Source organism: Pseudomonas sp. JZ114, assembly GCF_051027705.1.
Taxonomy (GTDB): Bacteria; Pseudomonadota; Gammaproteobacteria; order Pseudomonadales; family Pseudomonadaceae; genus Chryseomonas; species Chryseomonas luteola.
This window is the reverse complement of sequence record NZ_CP069257.1, coordinates 564,934-590,825: the sequence shown is the minus strand read 5'-3', so window position 1 is coordinate 590,825 and position 25,892 is coordinate 564,934. Positions and strand designations below refer to the sequence as shown.

26 protein-coding genes are annotated in these 25,892 nt (G+C 52.7%); 15 read left to right on the top strand and 11 right to left on the bottom strand.

Going from position 1 to position 25,892, the window contains the following annotated elements; genetic code table 11:
• Positions 1-48 precede the first annotated feature (48 nt).
• Complete coding sequence (locus JQR90_RS22205; RefSeq protein WP_010798555.1) at positions 49-654, top strand: TetR/AcrR family transcriptional regulator; 606 nt, start codon at positions 49-51, stop codon at positions 652-654.
• Here the strand turns inward: JQR90_RS22205 and JQR90_RS22200 are convergent.
• The 9 genes from JQR90_RS22200 to JQR90_RS22160 form a co-directional block, all read right to left on the bottom strand.
• The gene (locus JQR90_RS22200; RefSeq protein ID WP_010798554.1) at positions 628-1,326 is read right to left on the bottom strand and encodes an FMN-binding negative transcriptional regulator; all 699 of its coding nucleotides are present in this window, start codon (positions 1,324-1,326) and stop codon (positions 628-630) included. The genes JQR90_RS22205 and JQR90_RS22200 overlap by 27 nt on opposite strands.
• A 109-nt stretch (positions 1,327-1,435) precedes the next feature.
• Entirely contained in the window at positions 1,436-2,059 is a 624-nt protein-coding gene (locus tag JQR90_RS22195) for a glutathione S-transferase family protein (RefSeq protein ID WP_010798553.1), read from the bottom strand.
• A 61-nt stretch (positions 2,060-2,120) separates the two neighbouring features.
• Positions 2,121-2,453 carry a hypothetical protein gene (locus JQR90_RS22190; protein WP_010798552.1) on the bottom strand — a complete coding sequence of 111 codons (333 nt, stop codon included), beginning with the start codon at positions 2,451-2,453 and terminating at the stop codon, positions 2,121-2,123.
• Positions 2,454-2,646: 193 nt separating this feature from the next.
• Positions 2,647-3,060 carry a response regulator gene (locus JQR90_RS22185; protein WP_019363877.1) on the bottom strand — a complete coding sequence of 138 codons (414 nt, stop codon included), beginning with the start codon at positions 3,058-3,060 and terminating at the stop codon, positions 2,647-2,649.
• Positions 3,061-3,318: 258 nt separating this feature from the next.
• Positions 3,319-3,657: a YdbL family protein gene (locus tag JQR90_RS22180; protein ID WP_010798550.1), complete on the bottom strand. Its 339-nt coding sequence runs from the start codon at positions 3,655-3,657 to the stop codon at positions 3,319-3,321.
• A 10-nt stretch (positions 3,658-3,667) separates the two neighbouring features.
• Positions 3,668-3,859 carry a YnbE family lipoprotein gene (locus tag JQR90_RS22175; protein WP_010798549.1) on the bottom strand — a complete coding sequence of 64 codons (192 nt, stop codon included), beginning with the start codon at positions 3,857-3,859 and terminating at the stop codon, positions 3,668-3,670.
• Positions 3,859-6,465: an intermembrane phospholipid transport protein YdbH family protein gene (locus JQR90_RS22170; protein WP_434140810.1), complete on the bottom strand. Its 2,607-nt coding sequence runs from the start codon at positions 6,463-6,465 to the stop codon at positions 3,859-3,861. Before JQR90_RS22170 ends, JQR90_RS22175 begins: the two co-directional genes overlap by 1 nt.
• Before the next feature lie 198 nt (positions 6,466-6,663).
• Positions 6,664-7,965: an SLC13 family permease gene (locus tag JQR90_RS22165; RefSeq protein WP_073450705.1), complete on the bottom strand. Its 1,302-nt coding sequence runs from the start codon at positions 7,963-7,965 to the stop codon at positions 6,664-6,666.
• Positions 7,966-7,997: 32 nt separating this feature from the next.
• Positions 7,998-8,822, bottom strand: coding sequence for an amidohydrolase family protein (locus JQR90_RS22160; protein ID WP_010798546.1), 825 nt, complete (start codon positions 8,820-8,822; stop codon positions 7,998-8,000).
• 170 nt (positions 8,823-8,992) lie between these two features.
• Here JQR90_RS22160 and JQR90_RS22155 point away from each other — a divergent pair, with 170 nt between their 5' ends.
• From JQR90_RS22155 to JQR90_RS22145, 3 genes are all read left to right on the top strand, one after another.
• Complete coding sequence (locus tag JQR90_RS22155) at positions 8,993-9,730, top strand: GntR family transcriptional regulator (protein WP_010798545.1); 738 nt, start codon at positions 8,993-8,995, stop codon at positions 9,728-9,730.
• A gap of 54 nt (positions 9,731-9,784) precedes the next feature.
• A complete protein-coding gene (locus tag JQR90_RS22150) occupies positions 9,785-10,810 on the top strand; it encodes a PDDEXK nuclease domain-containing protein (protein WP_010798544.1) in 1,026 nt (341 codons plus the stop codon).
• Between the two features lie 221 nt (positions 10,811-11,031).
• Positions 11,032-12,006, top strand: coding sequence for a bestrophin family protein (locus JQR90_RS22145; protein WP_010798543.1), 975 nt, complete (start codon positions 11,032-11,034; stop codon positions 12,004-12,006).
• On the opposite strand, the gene JQR90_RS22140 is transcribed toward JQR90_RS22145, so the two are convergent.
• Complete coding sequence (locus JQR90_RS22140) at positions 11,996-12,898, bottom strand: LysR family transcriptional regulator (RefSeq protein ID WP_010798542.1); 903 nt, start codon at positions 12,896-12,898, stop codon at positions 11,996-11,998. The genes JQR90_RS22145 and JQR90_RS22140 overlap by 11 nt on opposite strands.
• A gap of 113 nt (positions 12,899-13,011) precedes the next feature.
• Between JQR90_RS22140 and JQR90_RS22135 the strand changes: the two genes are divergently transcribed.
• From JQR90_RS22135 to cydB, 10 genes are all read left to right on the top strand, one after another.
• The gene (locus JQR90_RS22135; RefSeq protein WP_010798541.1) at positions 13,012-13,413 is read left to right on the top strand and encodes a DoxX family protein; all 402 of its coding nucleotides are present in this window, start codon (positions 13,012-13,014) and stop codon (positions 13,411-13,413) included.
• Positions 13,414-13,449: 36 nt separating this feature from the next.
• Positions 13,450-14,235 (top strand): dioxygenase family protein, encoded by a 786-nt coding sequence (locus JQR90_RS22130; protein WP_010798540.1) that lies wholly within the window; start codon positions 13,450-13,452, stop codon positions 14,233-14,235.
• 326 nt (positions 14,236-14,561) lie between these two features.
• Complete coding sequence (locus JQR90_RS22125) at positions 14,562-14,702, top strand: hypothetical protein (protein ID WP_010798538.1); 141 nt, start codon at positions 14,562-14,564, stop codon at positions 14,700-14,702.
• 282 nt (positions 14,703-14,984) lie between these two features.
• A complete protein-coding gene (locus JQR90_RS22120) occupies positions 14,985-15,590 on the top strand; it encodes an exopolysaccharide biosynthesis protein (protein WP_434140809.1) in 606 nt (201 codons plus the stop codon).
• 319 nt (positions 15,591-15,909) lie between these two features.
• The gene (locus JQR90_RS22115; protein WP_434140808.1) at positions 15,910-17,115 is read left to right on the top strand and encodes a zinc-dependent alcohol dehydrogenase; all 1,206 of its coding nucleotides are present in this window, start codon (positions 15,910-15,912) and stop codon (positions 17,113-17,115) included.
• 112 nt (positions 17,116-17,227) lie between these two features.
• A complete protein-coding gene (locus JQR90_RS22110) occupies positions 17,228-18,472 on the top strand; it encodes a cation:proton antiporter (protein WP_010798535.1) in 1,245 nt (414 codons plus the stop codon).
• A gap of 262 nt (positions 18,473-18,734) precedes the next feature.
• Positions 18,735-21,719, top strand: a complete 2,985-nt coding sequence (gene fdhF / locus JQR90_RS22105; protein ID WP_434140807.1) for a formate dehydrogenase subunit alpha — start codon at positions 18,735-18,737, stop codon at positions 21,717-21,719.
• On the top strand, positions 21,719-22,201 hold the full coding sequence (locus tag JQR90_RS22100; RefSeq protein WP_010798533.1) for a DUF1641 domain-containing protein: 483 nt from the start codon (positions 21,719-21,721) through the stop codon (positions 22,199-22,201). Before fdhF ends, JQR90_RS22100 begins: the two co-directional genes overlap by 1 nt.
• Before the next feature lie 80 nt (positions 22,202-22,281).
• Positions 22,282-23,667, top strand: a complete 1,386-nt coding sequence (locus tag JQR90_RS22095) for a cytochrome ubiquinol oxidase subunit I (protein ID WP_010798532.1) — start codon at positions 22,282-22,284, stop codon at positions 23,665-23,667.
• A 24-nt stretch (positions 23,668-23,691) separates the two neighbouring features.
• Positions 23,692-24,714: a cytochrome d ubiquinol oxidase subunit II gene (gene cydB / locus JQR90_RS22090; RefSeq protein ID WP_434140806.1), complete on the top strand. Its 1,023-nt coding sequence runs from the start codon at positions 23,692-23,694 to the stop codon at positions 24,712-24,714.
• Positions 24,715-24,735: 21 nt separating this feature from the next.
• On the opposite strand, the gene JQR90_RS22085 is transcribed toward cydB, so the two are convergent.
• Complete coding sequence (locus JQR90_RS22085) at positions 24,736-24,882, bottom strand: hypothetical protein (RefSeq protein ID WP_010798530.1); 147 nt, start codon at positions 24,880-24,882, stop codon at positions 24,736-24,738.
• Between the two features lie 315 nt (positions 24,883-25,197).
• Here JQR90_RS22085 and JQR90_RS22080 point away from each other — a divergent pair, with 315 nt between their 5' ends.
• Positions 25,198-25,869: a DUF4396 domain-containing protein gene (locus tag JQR90_RS22080; RefSeq protein WP_010798528.1), complete on the top strand. Its 672-nt coding sequence runs from the start codon at positions 25,198-25,200 to the stop codon at positions 25,867-25,869.
• Positions 25,870-25,892: the final 23 nt, after the last annotated feature.

Here is a 25,892-nt window from a genome sequence, read left to right as displayed (position 1 = left end):
CGATCTGCCTTAGCATGGCAGGATTATGTTGGTGATCATGGACGCAGGATGAGAACGAAAAGCCCAAGCAAACGCCGCGAAATAGTGGACGTTGCCTCGACGGTTTTTATGGAGTTGGGCTTTGATCAGGCATCTATGTCTGAAATTGCCAGCCGCGTAGGCGGTTCAAAAGCGACGCTCTACAACTATTTCAGCTCCAAGGAAGAGCTGTTTGCCGAATGTATCCGCGCCAATGCTGCCAAGCATTTTGAGCCAATATTTGCGCACCTTCCGCTAGACGCCGATTTGCCCGAGATGCTGGAGCGATTTGGTAATGAATATGTCCAGACCATTATTCGACCCGAAATCATGCAGGGCCGACGCCTGGTGCAATCGAGTGCAGGAAACAGCCAGGTAGGGCTTATCTACTATGAGAACGGACCCAGGATTGGCTGGTCCCGAATGGCAGAGGTGCTCCGTAACGCCATGGATAACGGTGTATTGGAACCTTCTGATCCTTGGGTAGCGGCGCTACATCTCAAGGCTTTGCTGGAGGCCGAGTTCCATGAGCAGGCTATGCTGGCGTTAGAGCCCGCCATTGACCCGAGCCTGATCGGCCCCGCCGTGCAAAGGGCGGTAGCCTTCTTTCTAAAGGGGTATCGTCCGCAGACGTAACCTGTCGCTTTTTAGGGGGAGGGTTTGGGCTTGTTCTGGTGAAGTGCGGAGCATTTCGGCTGCTGCTTCGGTGGCCTGAGGTGTAGATTCACGGTGTAGGCCTTGAAGTACCCCTTTACGGTCTGCTTCGCTGCGGTTCTGGCTCATCTTCCATTTTCCTTCCAAGCGGGAAACGTGGATTTCTATACCGACAATTCGAGACAATTGCTCGTCAATGAAGTCGGCTGGCGCATCGGTCATTCTCCAGGGCGTGTCCTGAGTAGCCTCATGTGCACGGGTCAGGCGAGCCACAAGGCCTCTGACCCATTGGGCATCGTCTCTGACCTTGATCTGTCCGTAGGCATGTACGGTGGCATAGTTATAAGTCGGCACGACCCGGTGCGTTTCAAGTTTACTGGCATACCAAGAAGGTGAAATATAGGCGCTTGGCCCCTGGAAGATGACAAGCGTTTCGTCATGGCCATTAAGCGCTTCCTGCCAGAGCTGGCTGGCACGCGCCACATGAGCCTTGAGAATGCCTAGACCCGTCTCCTCGCTTTCCAGCAAAAACGGAAGATGTTCGGCAGACAAACCATGACTTCCCTGTATAACCAAGGCACCCAACGGGTGCTCCTTGACGAAGCGATGCAGAACGGCTAGGTCCGTTTCCTTGAAAGGGGTCGGAAGGTACATGCGCAAGGCTCCGTTAGAGAATCAACGTAACCTTAACGGTATGCCTCCAGAGACAACCATATACAGAATGCAGCAGATTAGACATTACAGTTATGAGGTCCGTGCTGTATTACGGAATGCCATTCCTACCATAGACCAGAAAACCGGAGCGCTCAGCCAGCCGATCATAATAAGTGTTCAAGGCGGGTAGGTAAGGATGTGTTACAGGCGTTTCGAACCATCGGTTCACAGAAAGACCGATCGGAATGTCCGCAAGCGAAAAGACTTCACCTGCTACATAACCCTTGGTTTTCTGAAGCTGGGCGTCAAGTATGGCCATACATGCTGACCATTGGCGATGACTCTGGCTGATTTGTTCTGGATCCTGATGGCTGGATAACCGCCTTACCAGCGCTTGGAAGGCATAGCTCCAGGAGGGGTTCAGCGTAGAGGCCTGCCAGTCGATCCACTGATCAATGATGGCGCAAGCCTTATTCTCCACCGGATATAGAGCCTCTCCATTATAGTGGTTCGCCAGATAGCGAATGATTGAATTCGATTCCCACAAGACGAACCCTTTGTCCTGGATAACCGGGACCATGGCGTTGGGATTCAGAGCTAGAAAGTTCAGATCATCCGTTGGCCTGAACCCTGTGCCCCACTCTTCAAGAGTGAAGGGAATGCCAAGCTCTTCGCACGTCCACATGACCTTGCGAACATTGATCGATGTCGCCTTTCCCAGAACCGTCAGCATAGTATTCCCCTTTAGAGGTTACTGCTGATTCTACCCATTGCCTGAGATGGTTGGGTATTTCTCAGGACGTCAATGTTTCAAACCAGCCTGCATAGGGCGTGTTGGCAACTTGTCGGCGGTTATAGTCGGGCGCTCCGTCTGTCCACCACACGGGCCCACGCTCACCTAAAGCGCGCTTGGCTTCATCGACCCGGTGGCGCGCCTGCTGTTCAGCCGCTTTGTCGTGGTTGCGCTTCGCTTGGCCCACCTCTCTGCGCGCCGTCATCAACTCGTGGGTAAGCACCTTGCGTTGCGCCTCTGGAAGTGCAGGATTGGTGCATCGCCAGAGTTGACCACGTACCACGAAATAGCGGCCATCAGGCGTAACGGGGTAGAGAGGCGTATCAATACTCATAGGTCCGCATATATGCCCGTGAAGATTGTTTAGAGCGTTGAGCGAACAGGCGTATTTGCCCGAAAGGCGCTAGGAAAACAGCAGCGCAAGCTGACCTGTGGCGAACACGGAGCATGCTTCATGGATAGTGGTTTAATCATATACCGCAGCGGGTTGATCAACTGGAGGTGTTGTTCAACCCGTTCAAGAAGGGTCAGGTGCTGGGAGTCGCAGAGTACGCAACACCCGTTACCATATCGATTAGCTGGCCGATCGACCACGGTTTGGGCAGAAACCTGACCTTGTACTTGATGCTGGCGGTGGCTGGCGTGTCATAACCGGACATTACGATGATCGGGATATGAGGCCATGTAGCGCCTACATGATTGGCAAGTTGGGCACCGTCCATCGAGCCTGGCATACGGATGTCGGTGATCAGCAGGTCGATATCTGCCGCCTTGTCCTGCAGAAGGGCATGAGCCACGTCGGCCGACTCTGCGGTCATGACGTTGAAGCCCTCGCCATCCAGAAGCTCACGGACGAATTCCCGAATCACTTCCTCATCTTCTACAACGAGAACAGTGGAGGGGGTGCGGTTGGTACCTTGTGTCGATTGTTGACTATACATATGTCAGTGCTTTTCCAGATATCTGCCAGAAGCCGTCGTCAAACGGATGTACTCGGAGGACTCGGCGTATTCCCTATGTGGTTCGAAGAAATGGACACAAAGAGAGTGATTAAGTGCCAGCCGGAGTCATGATATTGGCGAATTTGTTGTATCCGTACAGGCTTGGCCAAAGCGTTAGGCTTGGATCTGGACGAGTAGCTTACAAGCAAGCAGATGTATAAAAGCCAGCAAGATGCTGGCTTTTCATGCAGGTACCGTTTATTTTCTGACCCACTTTCCATTGAGCTGGATGTATTGCCCCGCGGGTGTCTTCTCGATCGCCTTCTTGCCGGCGATGGCTTCTACATCACCCAGCTGGATGCCATTTTGCTGAGCCAGACGCTGGTACTCATCGCGGCGGGCCTGATTGATCAGATTGGCAATTTCGGTGCCTTGGTTGCTCCCGTCAACCGCGCCCAAGTAGCCATTGGGTTGTTCGCCCACCTGGCCACTTGCCTTGGCATGGCTCAGGGTGGCCATCGCCTCGTTGAGGCTCATGGCCCAGGCGGGACTGGTGAAAAGCAAGGCCAGCATCAAACTGGCAACACGGATTCGCATGGCTGGCTCCTTAGAATAGACCGCTGTTTTCGCTGAGAACGTTATCCAGTGCCTTGTCTACTTTGATGTAGATTTCATGCTGGATTTTTACGTTCAGGTTGATGTTGATCGGCTCGTTTGGAACCGCGACCTGTACGGTAGGTGTACAGGCTGCTGTCAGAAGGCATAAAAGCAATATGCCGAATAGTGGGCGCAACCCCATCAGGGCTTCTCCTCGGTTTTGGGGCCAGTTTGATCACGACGCAGGCGTTCCTGCACACGACGTTGAATGGTGTCGCTGACCCGGTCAGTCAGTTGCAGACTGGTCAGTAGTTGCGGAATGTTTTCTTCAAGGTTGATTCCAAAGTTGAACGCTCGTCCCTTTTCAATATCAGGGTTGCGGCCCTCCAGGCGGAGTGAAAGCATCAGTGTACCGTCTTCACGGTAATCAACGCCGCTACGCAGTACCTCGTAATGGAAATCGTCGAGCGCATCGGCTACCAGTTTCATCCCGGGGTTGCTCCGCCCCAGCGCTTTGATTCGATCCGAGCGGAAGCGTAGCACGCCTGCTCCACGTGCGCCGACAACGCCTTGCTCGACGCGAATACCCTGGCGCGTCCAGTGCAGGGGTAACTGCCCGTCAATTATACCTTCGCCGCTGAGCCCCTCGGTCGGGTAGGCTTCCAATAGTGAAGCGACTTGCAGACCTGAGAGATGCACCGGCAGCGCAAGTGTGAAGTCGCCCAGGTTGCCTTGGCCTGGCGGTATCCACAGGCGACCTCCCAATATGGCCGTTTGAGCCTGTTGCCAGGACAGCGTGCCGGCCAGTGGATCATCCAGCCGAGCGCGATAGGCGCCGCTCAATTCAAGAGGACCTAGAGTAAACCCTGGGTTAAGGCTATCGGCTTTGAACGCAGGCAATGCTACGCTCAGCTGATCGTTATTCAAATCAAGCGCAACCTTTGCAACAACGCCATTCATTTCCAGACGATCGTAAATGCCGCCCAGACCTTGAGCATCCAGATCAATATTCAGGTTCATGTCGCCTTGTTGAGGGATACGAAGGGCAAGCTGACCGTCAAGACGTCCCGTATTGAATTCCAGCAAGGCCGGCCAAGCGGTAAATGTGGCTGCAAAGGGATTTCCAGCCCGCATGAATAATGTGTCCAGTGTGCCTTCCAGGACGAATGACTGATCAGGAGACTGACGAAGCCGGGTCTTGAGGCTGAGGCCTGTATCGGTCTTAAGTGTACCATTTAGACCTAGCGCCCGATCCGTCAACTCAAGCTGTCCATTCCAGTTCCATTTGGCAGCCTTGAGCTGCGGGTGAGCAATGCGCTTGGTCTCGAGCTGAGTGTTGCCCTTCAATGTGAAATGCACGTCCTGCTGATCGTCCAGCCGCCCCATCAGGTTGAGCCCAGGCGAAGTTGCAGATACGTTGTCCAGGCGTGTCCCTGAAGTACCGCTACCGATGTCCAGCTGGCGCGCACCTAGCATGATATTGGAGAAGGTCAGCTCAGCACTGCGCTGATCCATCTTCCCTTGCGCCTTCAGTTTGACGTCGAGAGTGTGAACGGCAACGCCGGATTGCTTAAAGTTTGGAACGGTTCCATGCAAATCAAGCCCATCCACCCGGAGGCGCCAAGGGGCCTGAGTAGCAACCTTAAGGCGTCCTTTCAGGTCCAGAGCTGCTTCGCCACGGGAGGTTAGGGTAACGTCGAGGGGGAGCAGCACGTCCGGCTGATCAATAGATGCAGGTGTCTGCGCCCGGATATGGAGTTGGTCGGGTCGTATACCCTGCGGGAGTTGGAGCTGCCAAGGTTGGTTCCTTACTGCAAGTTGCAGATCGGCTTGCAGGGCTCGAGGCATTACATAGCCGTGATCCACTGTAGCATCCACGCTGGCATCGCCTTGAAGTGATCCCAGTCCTGGCACTGGCCAGGCTTGGGGTAAATGCGCATCAAGCCGAATACTGCCTTGTGCATTAAGCAGGGACTGGAGGTTGTCAATTGTGTTAGGTAGGGATAACTGCCAGTCACCCTGTAGTCGAAGAGCACCCGGCAGGGATTCAGCGTTCACGGCAGGCATTGGCCACCACTGGTTGATCCAGTCCAGAACCCAGGGGCCTTCATTAAAGGCAGGGATCAGGAGGTCACCGCTCCAAGCCACTCCGTCGCCGTGGGGCGTTAGCGCAGTCCGTAGCACAAGCCTTGGCTGATCATCAATGGCAAGGTTGGCTGTCAGGCGCGGTGCCTCCGGTGTGCCCTCAAGCAAGGCCAGGGTTTGTAGTGTGCGCCCATCATGACGAAGCGTGAGCTCCAGGCTGAGGGGCAAGGCCTGGTTGTTTGCCTGGCTTGCACTCAAGGAGCCCTCTAACCTGCATTGGCCTTGTGCGCAGGGCAGAGACAACGTGAAATCAGGTGCATCCAGACGATCGGGTAGCCATGTCGGTATGGCGAGAGGAGTGTCAAGGTGCAGAGGGCCAATAGGCTCACCGCTGGTACCGTTTGGAATAGCAGCCAGCGCGAGCTCAACGTGATCGATCCTGAGATGACGCCCGGTCCACTCAAACATCAGTGGCCCGGTGTTGAGTGACTGCTCTGTACCATCTTTATCGGCTTGGACAAGCGATAGGCTCTGTAACCCTATCGAGTGAGTATTCAGATACAGCCCTTGTAGATTCCAGTGTGTAATACCCAGCGAGCGAATCAACAACGCAAAGCCGAGCGAACCGGATGCCAGCAATAACAGGAAAACTACACTGGCCCAGCCTAAACGCCGAAACCAGCGTAGGGCGCGAGAAGAATTGACGTTAGACAGTGGACTCACCGCTCGAATACAGGCTCGACGTTAGGGTGAAGCGTCTAAACCACTGAATCAACCCTGGTGCCTTCGTTTTGCATTAAATGCTTATTTTTTCTTAGTAATACCAGCCCATTATAAAACAACTAAACTACCATAACACTTCTGTAATCAAGACGAAAAAGCCCCGGGTGTTTAACCCGGGGCTTGGCGAACACGCCAATGTTACAAGCAGAATGTTAAAACAAAGTTGAACACCAGGGCGGCGATGAAGCCGAGTGGCGCTGCCTTGAACAGGAGCTTGGGAAAGAGAGCAGAGCGGCTTTGTTCAGTGGGGCATGAGCCCAGCAGCAGGCTTCCACCGGAAGAGAAAGGCGAAATAGAGGTTGCCTGTGCCCCCGCCACGATGCAGATGAAAATGATCATCGGATCAATGGACAGGTTAGCGGCAATTGCGGGCACGATCGGGAAGAGCGCAGGTGTTACCACGCCCAATGTACTTGAGAACAAGGACATCAGCGCTGCGACCACACCAAAAGCAACAGGTACCAGGACGGCCGGTATATTGGCGCTGATCCAGGATGCCAGGAGATCAACCGTGCCGGCCTTGATCGCAACCGAGATCAGCATACCTACGCCACAGATCATGATGATGGTAGACCAGGGGAGCGTAGCCATGACCTTGCGCTCATCGCCCAGCTTGAGCAGCAGGGCAATCACGGAGAAAACACTGGCGATCAGACCAATATCCATCTTCGAGTTGATAAAGCTGATCGTGTCATTCTGCGGGAAGACAAGGTGGGCGATAGGAGCCAGCAAGACAAGCCCCATCATTAGAAGGGTCAACCACAGCGTGGTTTTCTGATCTTTCGTGAACGGCGTAGGTGCACTGATGTTGAACGCAGCCTCCCGCATGGATTGCTTGTGTCCGCTGAACAAGAGAAACCCGGTGATGACCAGTAAAGGAATCACGATCGTACTGGCGAAAATACCAAAGCTGTTTATGAAGGCGGTTTCTTCCGGAATTCCCGCATTCACCATCAGGCTGCGGAAAATGATCCCGCTTTGGCTGGAAACAAAATTGGCCCCTCCGAGGGCTCCGTAGTTCACCGCCATCGCGCCCACGATGAGACTCATGCCCGTACGTTCACACAACAGCAACGTGATCGGCGCCATGAAGGCCAGTACGGTATAGTAACCCGCGCCTAAGGCAGCAATCAGGGCGGCAGTAACAAAGACGGCGTAGGGCAACAGGTAGGGTACTTTTCTGCAGCTGTACAGCAAATGCTCCGACAGTTTTTCCAGCGTGCCGTTAACGATGGCAAAACTGTAGAACAGGCATACCGAGAAAATGATAAAGAAGATTTTGAGCGGCCAGAGGTTGATGACTTCCGACGGACTCATACCCATCACAAACGAGCCGATCAGGTAAGCGAAGGCGATAGCAAACAGGCCTATATTGATCCGGGTCTTGTACCCGAGGACAATGGCAACGGCAATCGCCGTCACGACGAGCAGACTCATCATAATTGTCTTTCCTTGTTGTTATTGTCTGGTTTTCAGGGCTTGAACTTGAATAGTCTGGCCGGGTTGTCCACCAGCACTTTCCTTCTTTCCAGCGCATCCGGGAGGAGGGAGGTCATTATTGAAAACTGGGCATCATAATCGGTCTGGTCCTCGAAGCGGGTATGAGGCCAATCGCTACCCCATAACAGTTGATCAGAGTGCCCATAGGCGTTGCGCAATATATCAACCATCTGGGTGGCTTGCTCTAGACTGGCCTTGCTTCGATAGGTGGCGGACAGCTTGACCCATATAGCCGAGTCAGGCAGGAGCGACAGGAAGGCCTGATGTTCTGGCGTTTCAGGATCTATACAGCCGGCGGGCAAGCCGAAGTGGTCGATGACAACATTGACCCCTGCATCCAATAGCGTTGGAACGATAAGGCAGAGGTCTTCCATGGCACGCTGGATTTCGACCGACCAGTTTCGGTCGGCCATCTTCTTGAAAAAGGTTTGCCACCGTGGCTGTGAGTAATCTTCCAGCGGAAGCCCGACCAGGTTCAGTCTTACACCCACTACTCCTGCCTTTTCCAATTCATTGAGTTCGGCGTCACTGACTTCGGGATCGACTACCGCTGTCCCACGTAACCGTTCCGGATAGACCCGCAGCGCACCTACCATGAAGTTATTGTTGGTCCCCAGGAAGCTGGGCTGTACCAACACGCCATGGGAAAGCCCGCAATGCTCCAGATGAGCCAGATAGCTTTCCACAAGGGCATCGTAGTCAGGGCTGTAGCGGCGGTTTTCGGTCAGGGGAAGGTCACGGGAAAAAATATGTGCATGTGTATCGATACCCGTGATAGGCATATATGGCTGAGACATGGGCACTACCCTTGTTGTGTGTTTTTGGCAAAGGTAACCACCGCCCTTGCCCATAAAACATATATTCATCTATATGAATAGAGGACCGTATAGCGATGCGTGTTGGCTGTCAATGCATCACCCGATGGTGCTCGTGGTAAAGTAGGTCTACCAGTCGTTTGGATGACGATATGAACAACGAAAAGCTGGGACAGGATGAGCGTTTACCGCTCTATCAACGGTTGAGTGATGAAATACTGGCCAGGATTGCGTCAGGTGAATGGTTGCCAGGCCAGTCGATTCCCACCGAGGCTGAACTGACCAAGCTCTATGGCGTTGCCATCGGGACGGTAAGAAAGGCAGTGGATACGCTGGTGAGCGAGGGCTTGCTCGAACGAAGCCAGGGCAGGGGGACGTTTGTTCGTCGGCCAAGCTTCAATGCCTCATTCTTTCGTTTTTTTCGCCAGATAGATTCGTCCGGTAGCCAGGCTGTGCCGACCAGTCAGGTACTCAGCCGCACGCTCGAGCAGCCTCCTCAGGCCGTGATCCATGCACTAATTCTCAAGAAGCATGAGCAGGTAGTACATCTGGAGCGCGTCCGCGTTATCGAGGGACAGCGGAAATTCTATGAGGATATCTGGCTTCCCGGCTCGAAGTTTTCCAGGCTTCTAGACGTAGACCCGGGCAGGTTCGGCAATCTGCTTTATCCCTTTTACGAGCAGCAATGCGGCCAGCATGTCGCATCAGCGCAGGAAACGCTGACGGTGGAATCGGCTTCGGCTGAAACGGCTCGGATTCTGGAAATCGAGGAGGGCAAACCGGTTGTCGTGATCGAGCGTATCGCGCTGGGCTATGACCGGCTTCCCATCGAGTACAGAGTGTCTCGAGGTGCGGCAGAAGGCTTTCGTTACCAGGTCGAGATAACCTAAAGAGTCACTTTAAATCGGCCGTTTCCAATAATTATCCTGGACGTTCTCCACGGTATGTCTGATCAGACCACGCCCAATCTGCCTCTGAATGACAAGCGTTTTGCTGAGGTAGCCAGTCTTATTTCAACCGCTCGCCAGCGAGCGGTTCAGGCCGTCAACATCGAGTTGATCGATTTGTATTGGCGGGTAGGGGCGTATATCAGCGCCAAGCTTGAAACCGCGGAGTGGGGAGACGGGGTCGTCGATCAGTTGGCGCGCTATCTTGCACAGACTCAACCCGGCTTGCGTGGTTTCACTCGCGCCAATCTGTTCAGAATGCGCCAGTTCTATGAAGCGTACCGTAACGAACCATCACTAGCCGCTCTGGTACGGCAGTTACCATGGACCCACAACCTCATTATTCTCAGTCAGAGCAAGCGCCCCGAAGAACGTGAGTTCTATTTACGGCTGGCCATGCAGGAACGGTGGCCCAGCCGTGAGTTGGAGCGGCAGTTCAAGTCTGCACTTTTTGAGCGCTCCGTTACGCAGCCTGCAAAAGTCTCAGCAGCGCTGAGACAAAGTCATCCTGAGGCGCTGAGTGTGTTCAGGGATGCCTATATGGTCGAATTTCTTGGGCTTCCGGAGGGACATGCAGAGGCTGATTTGCACCACGGACTGCTGCAGCGACTCAGGAATTTTCTGATCGAACTCGGGCGGGATTTCTGCTTCGTCGGCTCCGAGTATCCCTTACAGGTGGGTGGACGGGATTTCGCGTTGGACCTGCTGTTCTTCCATCGGGGCCTGAACTGCTTGGTGGCCATCGAGCTCAAGGTAGGCCGATTCGAGCCGGAATATCTGGGTAAACTCGAGTTCTACCTTGAGGCGCTGGACCGCACCGTACGCAAGGCACATGAAAATCCGGCAATTGGTGTTCTGCTCTGTGCCAGCAAGGATGATGAAGTCGTTGAGTACGCGTTGAATCGATCTTTGTCGCCTGCGCTTGTAGCGGAATACCAGACCCATTTGCCCGACAAGAAACTACTGCAGGAAAAGCTGCATGAGTTTTATCGGTTGAATATTACTGGTGAATCAGAAAGCTGAGAGAAATCGATAGGCGGTCCGTTGCCCTGGCTAGACCTTATAAAACGCTTTTAGCGCGCTAGTTAGCCTAACCACCCGTCGAGCCTTGCCAAAGGTTATGAATCAGATGGCCGACACGTTCTGAATAGAACAGGTTGCTGATTCGAAAACTGTTTTACGGCAAGTCCGCGGCGAGCCAGTAGAGATAGGCAACCATTCATTGCGCTGCTAAAGGTGTTCCGATGTCCAGGTCGATCCATAAGAAAGTCGCCTTGTTACGCAAGACCTTCTTTTATGTAGGTTGGTCTTTGTTCTGGCTGCTTGTGTGGGACATAGCCGTCACAGCAGAGGCTATGCTGTACGTAAAAGACCCGATTGACTTGCCACTCACGCCCCTGACATTGCTTTGTTCAGCATTGGTAGTGCTGATCAGCTTTCGTAATAGCAGTGCCTATAACCGCTGGTGGGAAGCGCGTACCTTGTGGGGCGCAATGGTCAATAGCTCTCGCAGTTTCGGCCGGCAGGTGATGACACTTATTGATGATGTGGGCGTAGGGCGTAATCGAGTAAAGATGGTTCTTCTGCTACGTCATATGGCCTATATCAATGCACTGCGCGCACATCTGAAGGGTACCTCATGCGCAGAGGCTGCGGGACCCTACCTGGCCCGGCACGAGTTATCAATGGCTGAAGGCAGCAGCAATTTCCCCAACGACATACTCAACGGCACCGCACAACTATTGGTCAGAGAACTAAACCAGGGTCGCCTCGATAGTATCCGGTTGGCACGAATTGAATCGACTCTCGTGGATATGTCCAACTGCCAGGGCGGCATGGAACGCATTAACAACACGCCATTACCTTATCCCTATGTCTATTTTCCAAGACTTTTTACAACGCTCTTTTGCATCATCATGCCCATGGGGCTAGTCAGTACATTAGGCTGGTACACCCCTGTTGTTTCCTCTGTGGTAGGTTTCATGCTGCTCGCATTAGAGCGAATAGGAACCGAGCTTCAGGCACCTTTTGCCGACAGCCAGCACCAGATCGCCATGGATAGTCTGTGCACAACGATTGAAAAGAATCTGCGTTCTTTGCTCCAGGAAACGGCGGCGCATGTAGCGGAGGAGGATCTGGTAGAGGCTATCCGAACAGTGCGTGTAGAACCCGCTGCACCTGCAGAGACCAGTGTCGTGAAATCCATCGCTAACCTGTAGGCAAACCGCCTCCTAGACTATGTTGCAGATGCTCGATAAATGTCCTCACTTTGGCTGAAAGGAAGCGGCGGTGAGGGTAAACAGCATAGAGAATGGGGGTGTAGCTGGTCTTCCATGCTTGCAGTAGCGGTACCAGGCGGCCAGCTTTTATGTCATCGCCAATGATGAAGCTTGGCTGCAGAATAATTCCATGACCTGCCAAGGCTGCAGTTCGCAAAACATCGCCGTTATTGGCCCGAAACATCCCGGATACCTTGACTCGTACTTCTTCTTCGTCGCGTTGAAAGAGCCATTCATTACCCTGGCGCGCGTACGTATAGTTGAGGCAGCGGTGTTGTCTGAGTTCCAGTGGATGCGCTGGCGTTCCATGCTGTTTCAGGTAGAGCGGTGAGGCACACACCACTACGTCGAGTACGGCCAGTTGACGTGCGACTAAGCTGGAGTCGTCGAGCTGACCAATACGTACTGCCAGATCGAAACCTTCCTCTACAAGGTCAACGACTCGGTCATTCAGTTCAAGATCAACATATACCTCTGGGTATTGCTCCATGTATCGGGCAATTACCGGGGCCAGCTGCAGGATGCCAAAGGAGAACGGGGCATTGACCCGTAGCCGCCCCCGCGGATGCTGGACATCAGACTGCAGGGCTGTTTCCAGGTCATCAAACTCGGCCAGCAACGGAAGAATGCGCTCATAGAGTGCACGACCCGCATCGGTAAGGCTTAGCTTGCGTGTCGTCCGGTTAAGCAGTCTCGCATCGTATTTACGCTCAAGAAAGGCGATCAGTTTCGTAAGTCCCGAGCGGGACAGTTCAAGTCGATCAGCGGCCGCAGCGAATGATCCTAGTTCCACTACTTTGACGAAGGCAGATAGCGCAGAAAGCGTATCCATATCGATTTCCAAAATGTAAATAATTCATTTTTATTTACCCTATTTATCTCTAAAAGGGAAATACAAAGAATAGCGGTATCTGACCGATCGCACCTTTTTCTAAGGATTTAACGATGGATACTCGTACCGCTTCCTATGCCGCGCTTCTGTTGCGCTTAGCGCTAGGTATCATGTTTCTGGCCCACGGCCTTACAAAGCTGTTCGTCTTTACCTTGCCGGGTACCGCACAGTTCTTTGAATCGGTTGGTTTTCCAGGCGTGCTGGCCTATCCGGTTACGGTCTTCGAAATTCTGGCGGGTGCAATGCTGACACTGGGCATCCTGCCTCGCTGGGTTGCAGCCGTTGCCGCGGTACAATTACTGGCAGCCTCTTCCGTACACTTTGGAAATGGCTGGTCATTTACCGCAGCTGATGGCGGCTGGGAGTATCCTGTTTTTCTGGCAGTCACGGCCGCTGCGTTGGCACTCCTGGGGCCTGGTGCCTTGGCTCTGAAGCCATCACTTCGTAAGGATTAAGGTTCTAAACCGCGCTGCACTCTTGAGGAGAACACCATGAGCCGACTTCCCACGATTTTCATATCCCACGGTTCGCCAATGGAGGCATTGGATGCAGGGCGGGCAGGGCAGGCCTGGACGGAGCTTGCCGCGGCGTTACTACGTCCGCGAACCATTGTAATGGTCTCCGCTCATTTTTCGGCGCCATATCCAGTGCTCGGAACGACCGCGCAGCATGACACCATCCATGACTTTTATGGATTTCCTCAGGCGCTTTATGCGCTGCGCTACAACGCGGCGGGTGAACCTGACCTGGCTTTTCAGCTGGCAGAGGCGTTACAGGCTCAGGGGTTGCCGGTACGTATTGATCCTAATCGCGGGCTGGATCATGGCGCGTGGGTGCCACTGCGTTACATGTATCCTGATGCCGATGTTCCAGTCGTCAACCTGTCCATTGATGAAAACAAGGGCCCCGCCTATCACTACCAGCTCGGTCAGGCATTAGCGTCATCATTGGCTGACGACGTACTCCTTATCGCGTCAGGCAGTCTGACACATAACCTGGGCGATTTTCGCAGGCCGCACCGGTCCGTTCCCCGCTACGTCACAGCCTTTCAGGCGTGGATGCAAGACCGCCTGAAGGCTCGAGATATAGCCGCTCTGCTGGACTACCGTGAGCAGTCACTGGAGGGCGTTCAGGCTCACCCGAGTGATGAGCACTTGTTACCTCTTTTCGTTGCATTGGGTGCAGCAGGTGAGCAAAGCGAGGCACGCGTATGGTTCAGCGAGATAAACCATCAGATACTGGCGATGGATGTATACCGGTTTGAGCGATCCGCTTGAGACACAGGTAAAAGAGCCCTCCGGCTGCAGGCTTTGCCTGATCTCGTGCAGCCTTTTCATTTTCTCGCTAATACAGGTAGGAAAAGTCAAAACGACTCTTTGAGCGTTTAGGCAATTGCCAAACCTTATCATTCACTAACGTCCAGGTTAGTGAGGATCAGCTCGGCGCATTCGCTTAGATCAGCGCTTGAGTGCCTCTTGGTCGGATAACCCATGGCTTGATATTGAGTTCGAACAGTAAGACCGCCGGTATCGCAGAAGTTGAACAGCCCTAGGGTCATGGTCTCTAACCTTAGGCATAAACAATGAATAGTGGAGACAGGCATATGAATACCGACGGGCAAGACATTTCGGAAGCACAGGGTTCGGATCCGTTGGCACCTGGAGACGAGGTGGATCCAGACGGTGACGCTATTGCCAATGATGACTTCTCAGCACCACCTCATGAGGAAGGTACAAAACGCTGATGAGTTGTTGATGGGATACTAAATGGCCTAGCCGCAGCTGGGCCATTTAGCAATGGGTGCTGATGTTACTGCCGCAATGGTCTGAACAGCACCTCAAGCCAAGCCTTTCAACACATGAATCTGGAGACTTTCATGACCAGTGCCCCGCCGATACATGCTTCTACCCCTGAACCTCATCTAGCTGAAGACACTGTGCGTGATCAACGCTGACCCGTACTGCTGTCCCAAGACACTAATATTCAAAAAAAAGTGAGTCTGTGCCAGAGAGCCATGGGGGGATAGATGTCAAACGGAAACAACACTGCAAAATCGGAATGCCTGGAAGACGTAATCGATGGTGTTATTGAGCTGGGTAAAGAGAAAGATAAGGTATCGGTTGGTGATATCAAACGTGAGATAGGGCAGCGTAGTTATGGTCCTTTTTTATTCGTCCCGTCTATCATCGAAATCAGTCCGGTAGGCGGCGTACCGGGCGCATCCACTTTCTTTGCGCTGATCGTTGCGGTCTTCGCACTTCAGATGCTGTTTGGACGTAATCATTTCTGGATGCCTCAGTTCCTGGCTAAACGTTCTATTAAAAGTCAGAAGATCGAGTCAGGCCTGAACAAGGTTCGTAAAGTCATACGAGGGCTGGACAAGGTCATCCGGCCGCGCCTCGGCTGGGCTACGCAGAAAACCTTTGTTCGTCTTATTGCGGCAATATGCCTGATATTGACAACCTCTGTACCGCCTCTGGAGTTCATACCATTTGCTAGTCTGGCTCCATTCTCGGCTATTTGTCTTTTTGGTCTTGGGTTGACAGCAAAGGATGGCGTAGTCGTCCTGTTAGGTATGGCTGTTTCGCTGATAGCGTTCTATTTAGCGATTACAGGTGTAGCAGGAGGATAAGGGCCCATTTAGCGCCGCTGTAGAGGAACACGAGGTTCTTCAACGGATTCGTTAAGGACGTGTCAGCCCGCAAAATTTCCGGCTTTTTTGCAAACCACACTTTCTGGTGTACCAGACGTTAATTCTCAAACGTAACGAACGTCTACGCAGGTCTGAAATATATGTAATCAGGGAACGCCTCTGAAATCCTGGGAGTCGCAAGTTCTACAGTATCCACGGCATAGCTGCTGGCATATGAACCGGTTTCGATCATGATGGCGCCGTGTGCCTCGTGGATCGTTGGCCCTGGCATTCCATCCCCCTTAGATCAGGAGGCAAAATGAAAGCTGTCGTATTTCATGGTATCGGTGATATCCGGATTGATAATGTGCCCGAACCCAACATTCAGGAGCCGACGGATGCCATTGTCAGGCTGACGGCTTCAGCCATCTGTGGCACTGATTTGCACTTCATACGCGGCAGCTTTTCCGGCATGAAAGAGGGCACCATTCTTGGACATGAAGGCGTTGGCGTTGTTGAAGCGCTGGGCAGCGATGTACGAAACCTGAAGGTCGGTGATCGGGTGATCATTCCTTCCACCATAGCCTGTGGAAGCTGTTCCTATTGCAGGGCCGGCTATTTTGCTCAGTGTGATGTGGCCAATCCAAATGGCAACCAGGCAGGTACGTCATTTTTTGGCGGTCCGGCAGCTACTGGTCCTTTCAATGGACTGCAGGCAGAAAAGGCTCGTATTCCCTACGCCAACATTGGCTTGATCAAGATCCCTGACGAAATTAACGATGAGCAGGCGATTGCCATGTCGGATATCTTCCCGACCGGCTACTTTGGAGCCGAGATGGCTGAAATCAAGGATGGTGACACCGTGGCGGTGTACGGCTGTGGTCCCGTAGGCCTTTTTGCCGTTGCCAGCGCCAAGCTGCTGGGCGCCGGGCGTGTCTTTGCAATCGATTGTCTTGAGGACCGTTTGGAAAAAGCGCGCGAGTTGGGTGCTGAATGCATCAATTTCGACAAGGAAGATCCAGTACAGACCCTGGTGCGGCTAACCGGAGGGATCGGTGCCGATCGCGCAATTGATGCAGTTGGCATCGATGCCGTCCATGCACACAGTGGAAAAGCCGTCGAAAGTAGCGACATAAAAGGGCAGGAGCAGGAGGCTAAAGCTAATGCACCTGAGCAGAACCCGCAGAACGGTAATTGGGTTCCTGGTAATGCACCTAGCCAGGCACTGCAATGGGCTGTGGAAGGATTGGCCAAGGCCGGTACGCTTTCGATCATCGGAGTATATCCGCCCGAGTTTCGTGGATTCCCCATTGGCGCGGCGATGAACAAGAACCTGACGATCAACATGGGTAATTGCCATCACCGCAAATATATTCCTAAGCTGATTGATCTCACGTTGTCAGGCCGAATCGATCCGTCCAAGATCATTACCCAACACCAGCACCTGACGGATGCCTTGAGCGCTTTCAAAACTTTCGACAAGCGCAAAGAGGGGTGGATCAAGGTGGAGTTGTTGCCACAATAAGCTACTTTTCCCTTGGGCTGGTCATTGTTTTTGGACAGTGATCAGCCATCGCATTACCTAGTGTTTCTCTGTATTGACCTTGAAGCCAGGCCGAACGCGCAAGGACACCATCATGCTTGAGCTGGCCGCTATTTTTGTCAGTTTCACGGCACTGTTTGCCTATTTGAATTATCGCTTTGTAGGATTGCCGCCCACTATTGGCGTGATGGCTATTGCACTGGCCTGCTCGCTTCTGCTGCATGGCTTAAGCCTTGCTGGGATGCCTGGTCTGGAAGAACGGGTCGAGGACGTAATGTCCCGCGTCGACTTCAACCGATTGCTAATGGATGGCATGCTTTCCTTTATCCTGTTTGCCGGTGCCCTGCATGTTGACCTGGGTGAGTTGCGCCAGCGCCGATGGGCCATTGGTCTGCTGGCAACAATAGGCGTCATCATTTCTACATTGACGATCGGCTTGGCCTCCAGGTGGATACTCCAGGCCTTCGAGATGGACCTTTCGCTTATCTATTGCCTTGTCTTTGGTGCGTTGATCGCGCCTACGGACCCGATTGCCGTATTGGGCATCATGCGATCGGCAGGCGCGCCCAAAAGCCTGGAAATCACCATTGTCGGAGAGTCGCTCTTTAACGACGGCGTGGCGGTAGTTGTGTTTACCGTCTTGGTAGGCGTGCTGCAGGCAGATAAGGTGCCTGGGTTTGGTGAGGCACTATGGTTGTTCGCCGAAGAGGCCGGAGGAGGTATCCTCTTTGGCGGGATACTTGGGGGCCTGGTTTTCTGGATGCTAAAAAGCATCGATGAATATCAGGTTGAAGTATTGCTAACGCTGGCACTCGTCATCGGGGGCTACACACTGGCCACCCATCTCCAACTTTCGGGCCCTATCACAATGGTCATCGCTGGGCTGATTATCGGCAATCATGGCCGCGCCATGGCCATGTCAGACAAGACCCGACGCAACCTTGACACTTTCTGGACGCTGATAGATGAGAGTCTCAATGCTGTGCTGTTTGTACTGATTGGGCTGGAATTGATCCTGCGTCCGTTCGACTGGTTATATCTATTCATTGCCCTCTGTTTGATGCTAACCATCCTCGCGGTGCGCTTCATGACTGTGGCACCTCCGCTTCTGCTAGTCAGGTTTTGGCGTGAGGAAATGCCTAAAGGATCGGCTCAGGTACTGACATGGGGTGGCTTACGCGGCGGTATATCAGTGGCGTTGGCGTTGTCATTGCCAGCAGGCGACGAACGTAATCTGGTGCTGAATCTAACCTACCTGATTGTTCTGTTCTCAATCCTGATTCAAGGGCTCACCATTGGTCGGCTGGTAAGACATGTAACAGAAAAGAGCTCCGGGTAATGATCTGATGCCCATGATTCAACCGTATGGGGACGGTACCCTCACATGTCATCACCTTGGGTCTGATAAGCCAAAGTTGTTGGAACAATTCCTTAAACAAGGGCGTCTGTAAGAAACACTTACAACAATAGTGGCTTTTCAATTGCTAATACCCAGGCAGTTCCGTCTTTAGCGTATTAGCAACGTCGTGAGGGCTGCTAACCGTGATGCTTGCACCAAAAAGTGCGCTAACCCACCGAGCTTCAGCGACAGGGCAATCCTGATGAATAGCGATACAACCGAATGCACCATCACCTATGACGGGCAATTACTGACTGGAAAAGCAGACATCCCTCTGATTGATTTTCTGGCTGAGCACGATATTCATTTGTCTCATGTGTGCTATCACCGTGCGCTGGGGCCATTGAAGACCTGTGATGTATGCTGGGTGGAACAGGATGGCGAGCTGGTACGTGGTTGCACAATCCGCACCGCTGATGGAATGACGCTATCCAGCCAGGGTGAGGCACGTAAGGCGCAGCATGAGGGAATGGATCGCATTCTGGCCAAGCACGAACTCTACTGCACTGTCTGCGAACACAATACGGGCGATTGCACGTTGCATAACACTGTAGCGGACATGCATCTTCCAATTCAGCGCTACAAGTTTCAGCGTAAGCCTTACGACAAGGACCACTCCAATCCTTTCTACACTTATGATCCCGATCAATGCATTCTGTGTGGGCGCTGTGTGGAGGCTTGCCAGAATGTCGAAGTCAACGAGACGTTGAGCATAGATTTTTCCATGGAGCATCCCCGGGTGCTCTGGGATGGCGGTGAACAGATCGAGGGGTCAAGCTGTGTAAGCTGCGGCCACTGCGTCACGGTTTGCCCCTGCAATGCGCTGTTGGAAAAAACCATGCAGCCCAATGCCGGACCGTTTACTTCAATGCCGCAAGAGCTTAAGCGGCCCATGATCGATGCGATCAAGACACTTGAAAATACCATTGGCGCGCCGCCCATTACGGCCATTTCGGTCATGGACATGAAATGGCGGCAGCCGGAAATAAAGCGCACCAAAACGGTTTGCACCTACTGTGGCGTAGGGTGCTCCTTCGAGATGTGGACACGGGACCGTAATATTCTCAAGGTGCAGCCTGTCGTCGACGCACCGGCCAATGGTATTTCCACATGCGTCAAAGGTAAATTTGCCTGGGACTTCGTCAACGATCCCAAACGCCTCACGATGCCCCTCATCCGTGAAAATGGCCGTTTTCGTGAAGCCAGTTGGGACGAGGCACTGGATCTGGTTGCTCGTCGTCTATTGGAAATCCGTAATACTTATGGATCGGACAGCATAGGTTTTATTGGCTCCAGCAAGGCCAGTAATGAAGAGGCCTATCTAACCCAAAAGATTGCCCGTCTGATTATCGGCACCAACAGTGTAGACAACTCTTCACGCTACTGTCAGAACCCAGCCACTAAGGGATTATTCCGTACCGTTGGACATGGTGGTGACTCGGGCACCATTGAAGATTTGCAAAAGGCCGAGCTGGTCATCATTGTGGGCAGCAATATGTCGGAGAATCATCCGGTCATTGCCTCGAAGATCAAGGCCGCTCAAAAGCATCACGGTCAAAAACTGATCGTGGTTGATCCACGTCAGCATGAGATGGCTGAACGTGCAAACATTTTCCTGCGCATAAAGCCGAGCACCGACCTTATCTGGGCTTCGGCCATGTCTCGCTATATGTTCGAACATGGCTATGCCGATATGCCCTTTTTGACGAGTCAAGTCAATCAAGTGGATGAGTATCGTCATTCGCTGGAGCCCTTTACCCTGGAGTTTGCCGAGCGGATGACAGGCATTTCCCAGTCACAACTGATCGAGGCCGCTGAAATGATCGGTACGGCCAAGTCGGTCTGCATCTGTTGGGCAATGGGTATTACCCAGCACAGCCATGGTGCCGATACCAGTACAGCCCTGTCCAACCTGCTGCTGGTGACTGGCAACTATGGCAAGCCAGGCACCGGTGGCTATCCGATGCGGGGGCATAATAATGTACAGGGTGCCAGTGACTTCGGTTGCCTGAAAAACATGTATCCCGGCTACGAGAAAGTGTCAGACGAGAAGGCACGTGCCAAATGGGCCAAGGCCTGGGGAGTGCCACCGGACAAACTGTCCAACAAGGTTGGTCAGGACAACTTCCTGATGGTACAGGATGCCGATGAGGGCAAGATCAAGGCGATGTATATCATTGGCGAGGAGACGGCGTTTTCCGATGCCGATTCCAAGAATGTCCACGAGGCCTTTACCAAGCTGGACTTTTTCGTCGTTCAGGATATTTTTCTGAGTCGCACAGCCGAGTTCGCCGACGTGGTACTGCCAGGCTGTCCGAGCATCGAAAAAGACGGCACCTTTGTGAATACCGAGCGACGTATTCAACGCTTCTATGAAGTCATGCCTCCGTTGGGTGACAGTCGCCCTGACTGGCGTATCTTGACTGATCTGGCTGCACGTATGGGACATGACTGGGGTTATACCCATCCCTCTCAGATCATGGATGAAGTGTCCGGCATTGCAACTATTTTCAACGGGATTAGTTATGAGCGGCTTGAAGGTTGGAAGTCGTTACTGTGGCCAATGAAGCCGGACGGGACCGACACGCCGCTTCTCTACACTGATGGCTTTCATACCGATGATGGTAAGGCGGTGTTATACCCGCTGCAATGGAAAGCACCTGAGGAAGACACTGACAGCGAGTACGACCTGATACTTGATAACGGGCGCATGCTTGAGCACTTTCAGAGCATGAACCAGACCGACAAGGGGAAGCGGGTCACTTCACTCTCTCCAAACTGGTTTGTAGAAGTCAGCCCTGAACTGGCTGCCGAACGCGGTCTTGAAGAGGGTTCCTGGGTACGTCTTATTTCACGTCGCGGATCGGTTGAAGTACCTGTTGTGGTAACGAATCGAGTAAAAGGGCACGTGCTTTTTATGCCGATTCACCAGGGTAAGCCTGGTCTCAACAAACTGACCGGTGAACATCATGATCCCGACGTTAATACACCGGCGTACAAGGAGACGGCAGTCAGGCTGGAGGTTCTCCCGAAAGAGAAATTCAACCAGCCGATTCCTCATGGAAATTTCCGTTACGGCAATCGTACTCCACTTGAGGGGGTACCCACACAGGTCGTTCAGGTTAAGTGGGCGCGAGATGACTATGTTTCGCCGCTCGAACAAGCCCCTCACCCGGAGAGATTCTAATGGCCGAACGTATCAGTCACGATGTTAAGCCACCCAAGATCGGCCCCGATGCCCACGAAGAGTTGGAACGTCTGCTTCAGACGATGCACGAGCATGGGGTCTTGCGTTTTGCCAACGACCTGATAGCAGCCAATACGCAGGTAGCCAAGGTGTTGGTGGATGGTCTTAACAAGGAGGGTACGCTTAATGCCATTCAAAACATGTCGATTCTGGCCATGGCATTGTCTCGCATCCCGCCCGAGCAGTTCTATAAGGTAACATTCGCTTTCAAAGATGCCTTCACCCATGTCAGTGGCTACAAGTCGGGGGAGGGCGAGACCGAAGCGCCTGGCGTCACGGGAGCCTACAAGATGCTGCATGATGACGCGTTGTGGCAGGCCATCACGCCTATTATCGAAGGGCTCAAGGTCTTTGCCGAGCGGCTGGACAAGGATGTAGACAAGCCCATCTCCGAGTTTACGGGAAAGCCTAGCAGTGCATAGCTTTCATTCATGGCAAGCCCGCCCGTGGCACTCCTGAGGCGGGCATTACCAAGCCTTCATGTCTGAATATAAGGTAGCTGATGGATCCTTCTGACCCAACATTGCTGGTCGCTAGAGCTCAGTTTGGCGTCACGATTGGATTTCATATCGTGCTGGCAGCATTCTCCATAGGTTTGGCGAACTTTCTCATGGCGCTCGAAGCGCTCTGGCTGTGGAAGAAAAATCCGGCTTACATGGATGTGTACAAGTTCTGGCTGAAAATCTTCGCACTGAACGTGGCAGTAGGAACTGCTTCAGGCCTGGTCATGGAGTTTGAGTTTGGAACTAACTGGAGCAGGCTTTCCAGCAAGGCCGGCTCAGTTATTGGGCCGCTCATGTTTTTTGAAGTCATGGTGGCTTTCTTTTTGGAAGCAGGCTTTCTCGGCATCATGCTGTTTGGCCTGAAAAAAGTTGGCCCAAAGCTGCATTTCTTTTCCACCTGTGCTGTGGCATTGGGCTCGCTGTTCAGCGCTTTCTGGATATTGTCGGCTAACTCCTGGCTACATACCCCGGTTGGCTACGTCATCGCCCCAGATGGTCGATTTCTGCCTGAGAACTGGTTTGAAATCATTTTCAATCCATCTTTTCCCTATCGTCTGGCTCACATGACCCTTGCTGCATTTTTAGGAACTGCGTTCTTGGTAGGCGCTGCCGGAGCCTGGCATTTGTTGAGGAATTCACGTAACGCTCGTGCCCGCATCATGTTTTCTATGGCGATGTGGGTTGCCGCTATCGTAGGACCCATGCAGCTCATCGCAGGCGATTTGCATGGCGAAAATACGCTTGAGCATCAGCCACAAAAGGTAGCGGCCATGGAGGGCTCATGGGACAGGCCTGTGACAGGAAAAGGTGAGCCTTTAAGGTTGTTTGCTATTCCTGATATGGATGAAAAGCGCAATCACTATGAGATAGCTATTCCTCATATCGGCTCGTTATACCTGCGTCATAACTGGACGGGCACGATCAAAAGTCTCAACGAATTTCCGCCTGCGGATATCCCCCCGGTTTCTATCGTGTTTTTTGCTTTTCGCATTATGGTTGGGCTGGGATTTTTAATGGCAGGTGTTGGTGTCGCCAGTCTTGTGGTACGCAAGCGCGGTCATTTATACAGTGCACGATGGCTGCATAAGCTTGTATTGATGATGGCTCCAGCAGGCTTTGTAGCCATGCTTTGTGGCTGGGTAGTTACCGAAGTAGGAAGGCAACCTTTTACGGTTTATGGGATGCTCCGTACCGTTGAAAGTAGCTCTCCCGTGTCTTTATCGTTTGTAACGACTTCGTTCATTAGCATCATCGCCGTCTACCTATTGGTATTTGGCATCGGACTCGTATACCTGATGCGCGCCATTGCAAGAGAGCCGAAACGGGACGAACCAGGACCGGAGCCTGAGTTGGCAAACGAGACGGGCAGTAATACAAGCAACTAAGCATATGCTTTCAAAGGGGCCTATATGCCGTTGTCTGATGAGCTTATACATCTGTTATCTGCAGGCGCCCTGGCGTTCTCCATACTGACGTACGTTATTCTGGATGGCACTGACCTGGGCGTTGGAATTTTATTTGCGGCCAATCGCAAGGCAAGGCATCGCCATGTCATGGCGTTCTCTATCCTGCCAATCTGGGACGGTAACGAAACCTGGTTGGTCTTGGGAGGTGGTGGGTTGCTCGCTATGTTTCCTGCGGCCTACAGCATATTTTTATCTGCGATGTATGCGCCCATTATCCTGATGCTGCTGGCGCTGATATTTAGAGGCGTTGCACTCGAGTTTCGTGACCGTGCCAAGACAGAGCGAAGGCAACGACTGCATGATATGGCGTTTATGGGCGGCTCTCTTGTAGCGTCCTTTTGCCAAGGCATTGTACTCGGCGGGCTAATTCAGGGCATTCCCCACGAAAAGGGACAATACAGTGGCAACGGTTGGGAATGGTGCAGTGGTTTCGCTTTCTTTTGCGGTTTCGTGCTTGTTGTGGGCTATGCATTGCTGGGGGCTTGCTGGTTGTACTGGCGCACCGCAGCTGATCTCCAGCTGAGGTCGCGTCGTCAGGCACGAATCCTTGCCCCGGCCACATTGGTTTTGCTTGCCGGTATTGTCACCTGGACGTTTGGCTTGAATACGGTAAATGAGGAGCGCTGGCTGGAGCCGTCAATTGGAGGACCAATTACGCTGTTGCTGGTAGGGCTGATGATCGTCTTTTGGCGCGCTTTCTCTTGGACGCATCATTTTCTACCCCTATTTGCTGTACTCGGTTGGTTCATAGTGGCTTATGGGGCAATGATCGTTGCGTTGTACCCTTTGGTTATACCGCCCACTCTCACAATTTCGCAGGCCTCCTCGGCCCCTTTGAGCCAAATGCTTGTGCTAGGAGGCTTTGCTATTCTGATACCCGTTACGCTGGTGTATAGCACCTTTGGCTTCTGGGTTTTTCGTGGAAAGATCAGGCCAAAGAACCAGGTGCATACAAGCGATAGCTAAGATATGCGCCTATCTATAAGGCTAACTGTTTTTTTCAGTCATGTCGCAGCCTCCTGGAATAGGCGCCGGCCCAACCCGATCATCATCGGTATCAGCCGTATCGCCAGCCGGTGTATCAGGCGTTCTGCGTGGGCTTTGGTGTACTGGCTGATTACGTTCATTGGTCATGACTACCTCACATGGCGAGTAGATAAGTTGTATTAATTGGAAAGGACTTCCGACCTTAATGCTCAGCCACACAGACGCCATTGGTCTGATTTCCCGAGGGCTGCGGGCACACCTTGAGGGTGAGCAGTACCTAATAGAAAGACTACATATAGCCTTGGAACACCTGTCGAAGACTCTTTTTTCCTTACTGGAAGTGCCCGTCGCGTGATCACGATATCCATATAAAAGCTCAGCAGTACGCTGAGCAACGCTTGATAACCAGTCTTTATGGCTGGTTGTTGAAACTAAATAGCGGTTTTATCAGCAGGAGCTTTTATGTCCGTACCGGACTGGTTGCATTGTGTTTCGGCAGTTTCGCTTATTGTGGCGGTGGTATGTGCCCTGTGGGTTGTGTTTGATATTTACCATCATCCACAGCATATGAGAATCATGAACGTCGTCTGGCCCATCACCATGTTGTGGGCTGGCCCATTGGGTTTGTGGGGCTATCTCACTGTAGGCCGGGTAAAGATGAATCACCAGCGAAACCATGAACAACGATCCTTCAGGCAACGCGTCGCCTTAGGAGCAAGTCATTGTGGAAGTGGTTGCACATTGGGGGATTTGATTGCCGAGACGTTTACTATCGCTATTCCTGTCACCGTTCTTGGTAGTCCTGTTTTCGCTACTTGGATTATCGATTTTATTCTGGCTTTTCTCATTGGCATTATTTTTCAATACTTCAGCATCAAGCCGATGCGCGAATTAAGCCCTAAGCAAGGATTGGTCGCTGCTGTTAAAGCTGACACACTTTCACTAATTGCCTGGCAAGTTGGGATGTATGGATGGATGGCGATCTGCCTGTTTGCCGTGTTCAGTCAAGAAGCGCTTCCCAAGCATGAGCCCGCGTTCTGGTTCATGATGCAGATCGCCATGCTGGTAGGGTTCTGTGTGAGTTATCCGGTTAATGCCTGGTTGATCAAGCGGGGGATCAAGGAAGCGATGTGAAAATTTTGTACCGCCCGTAGCCA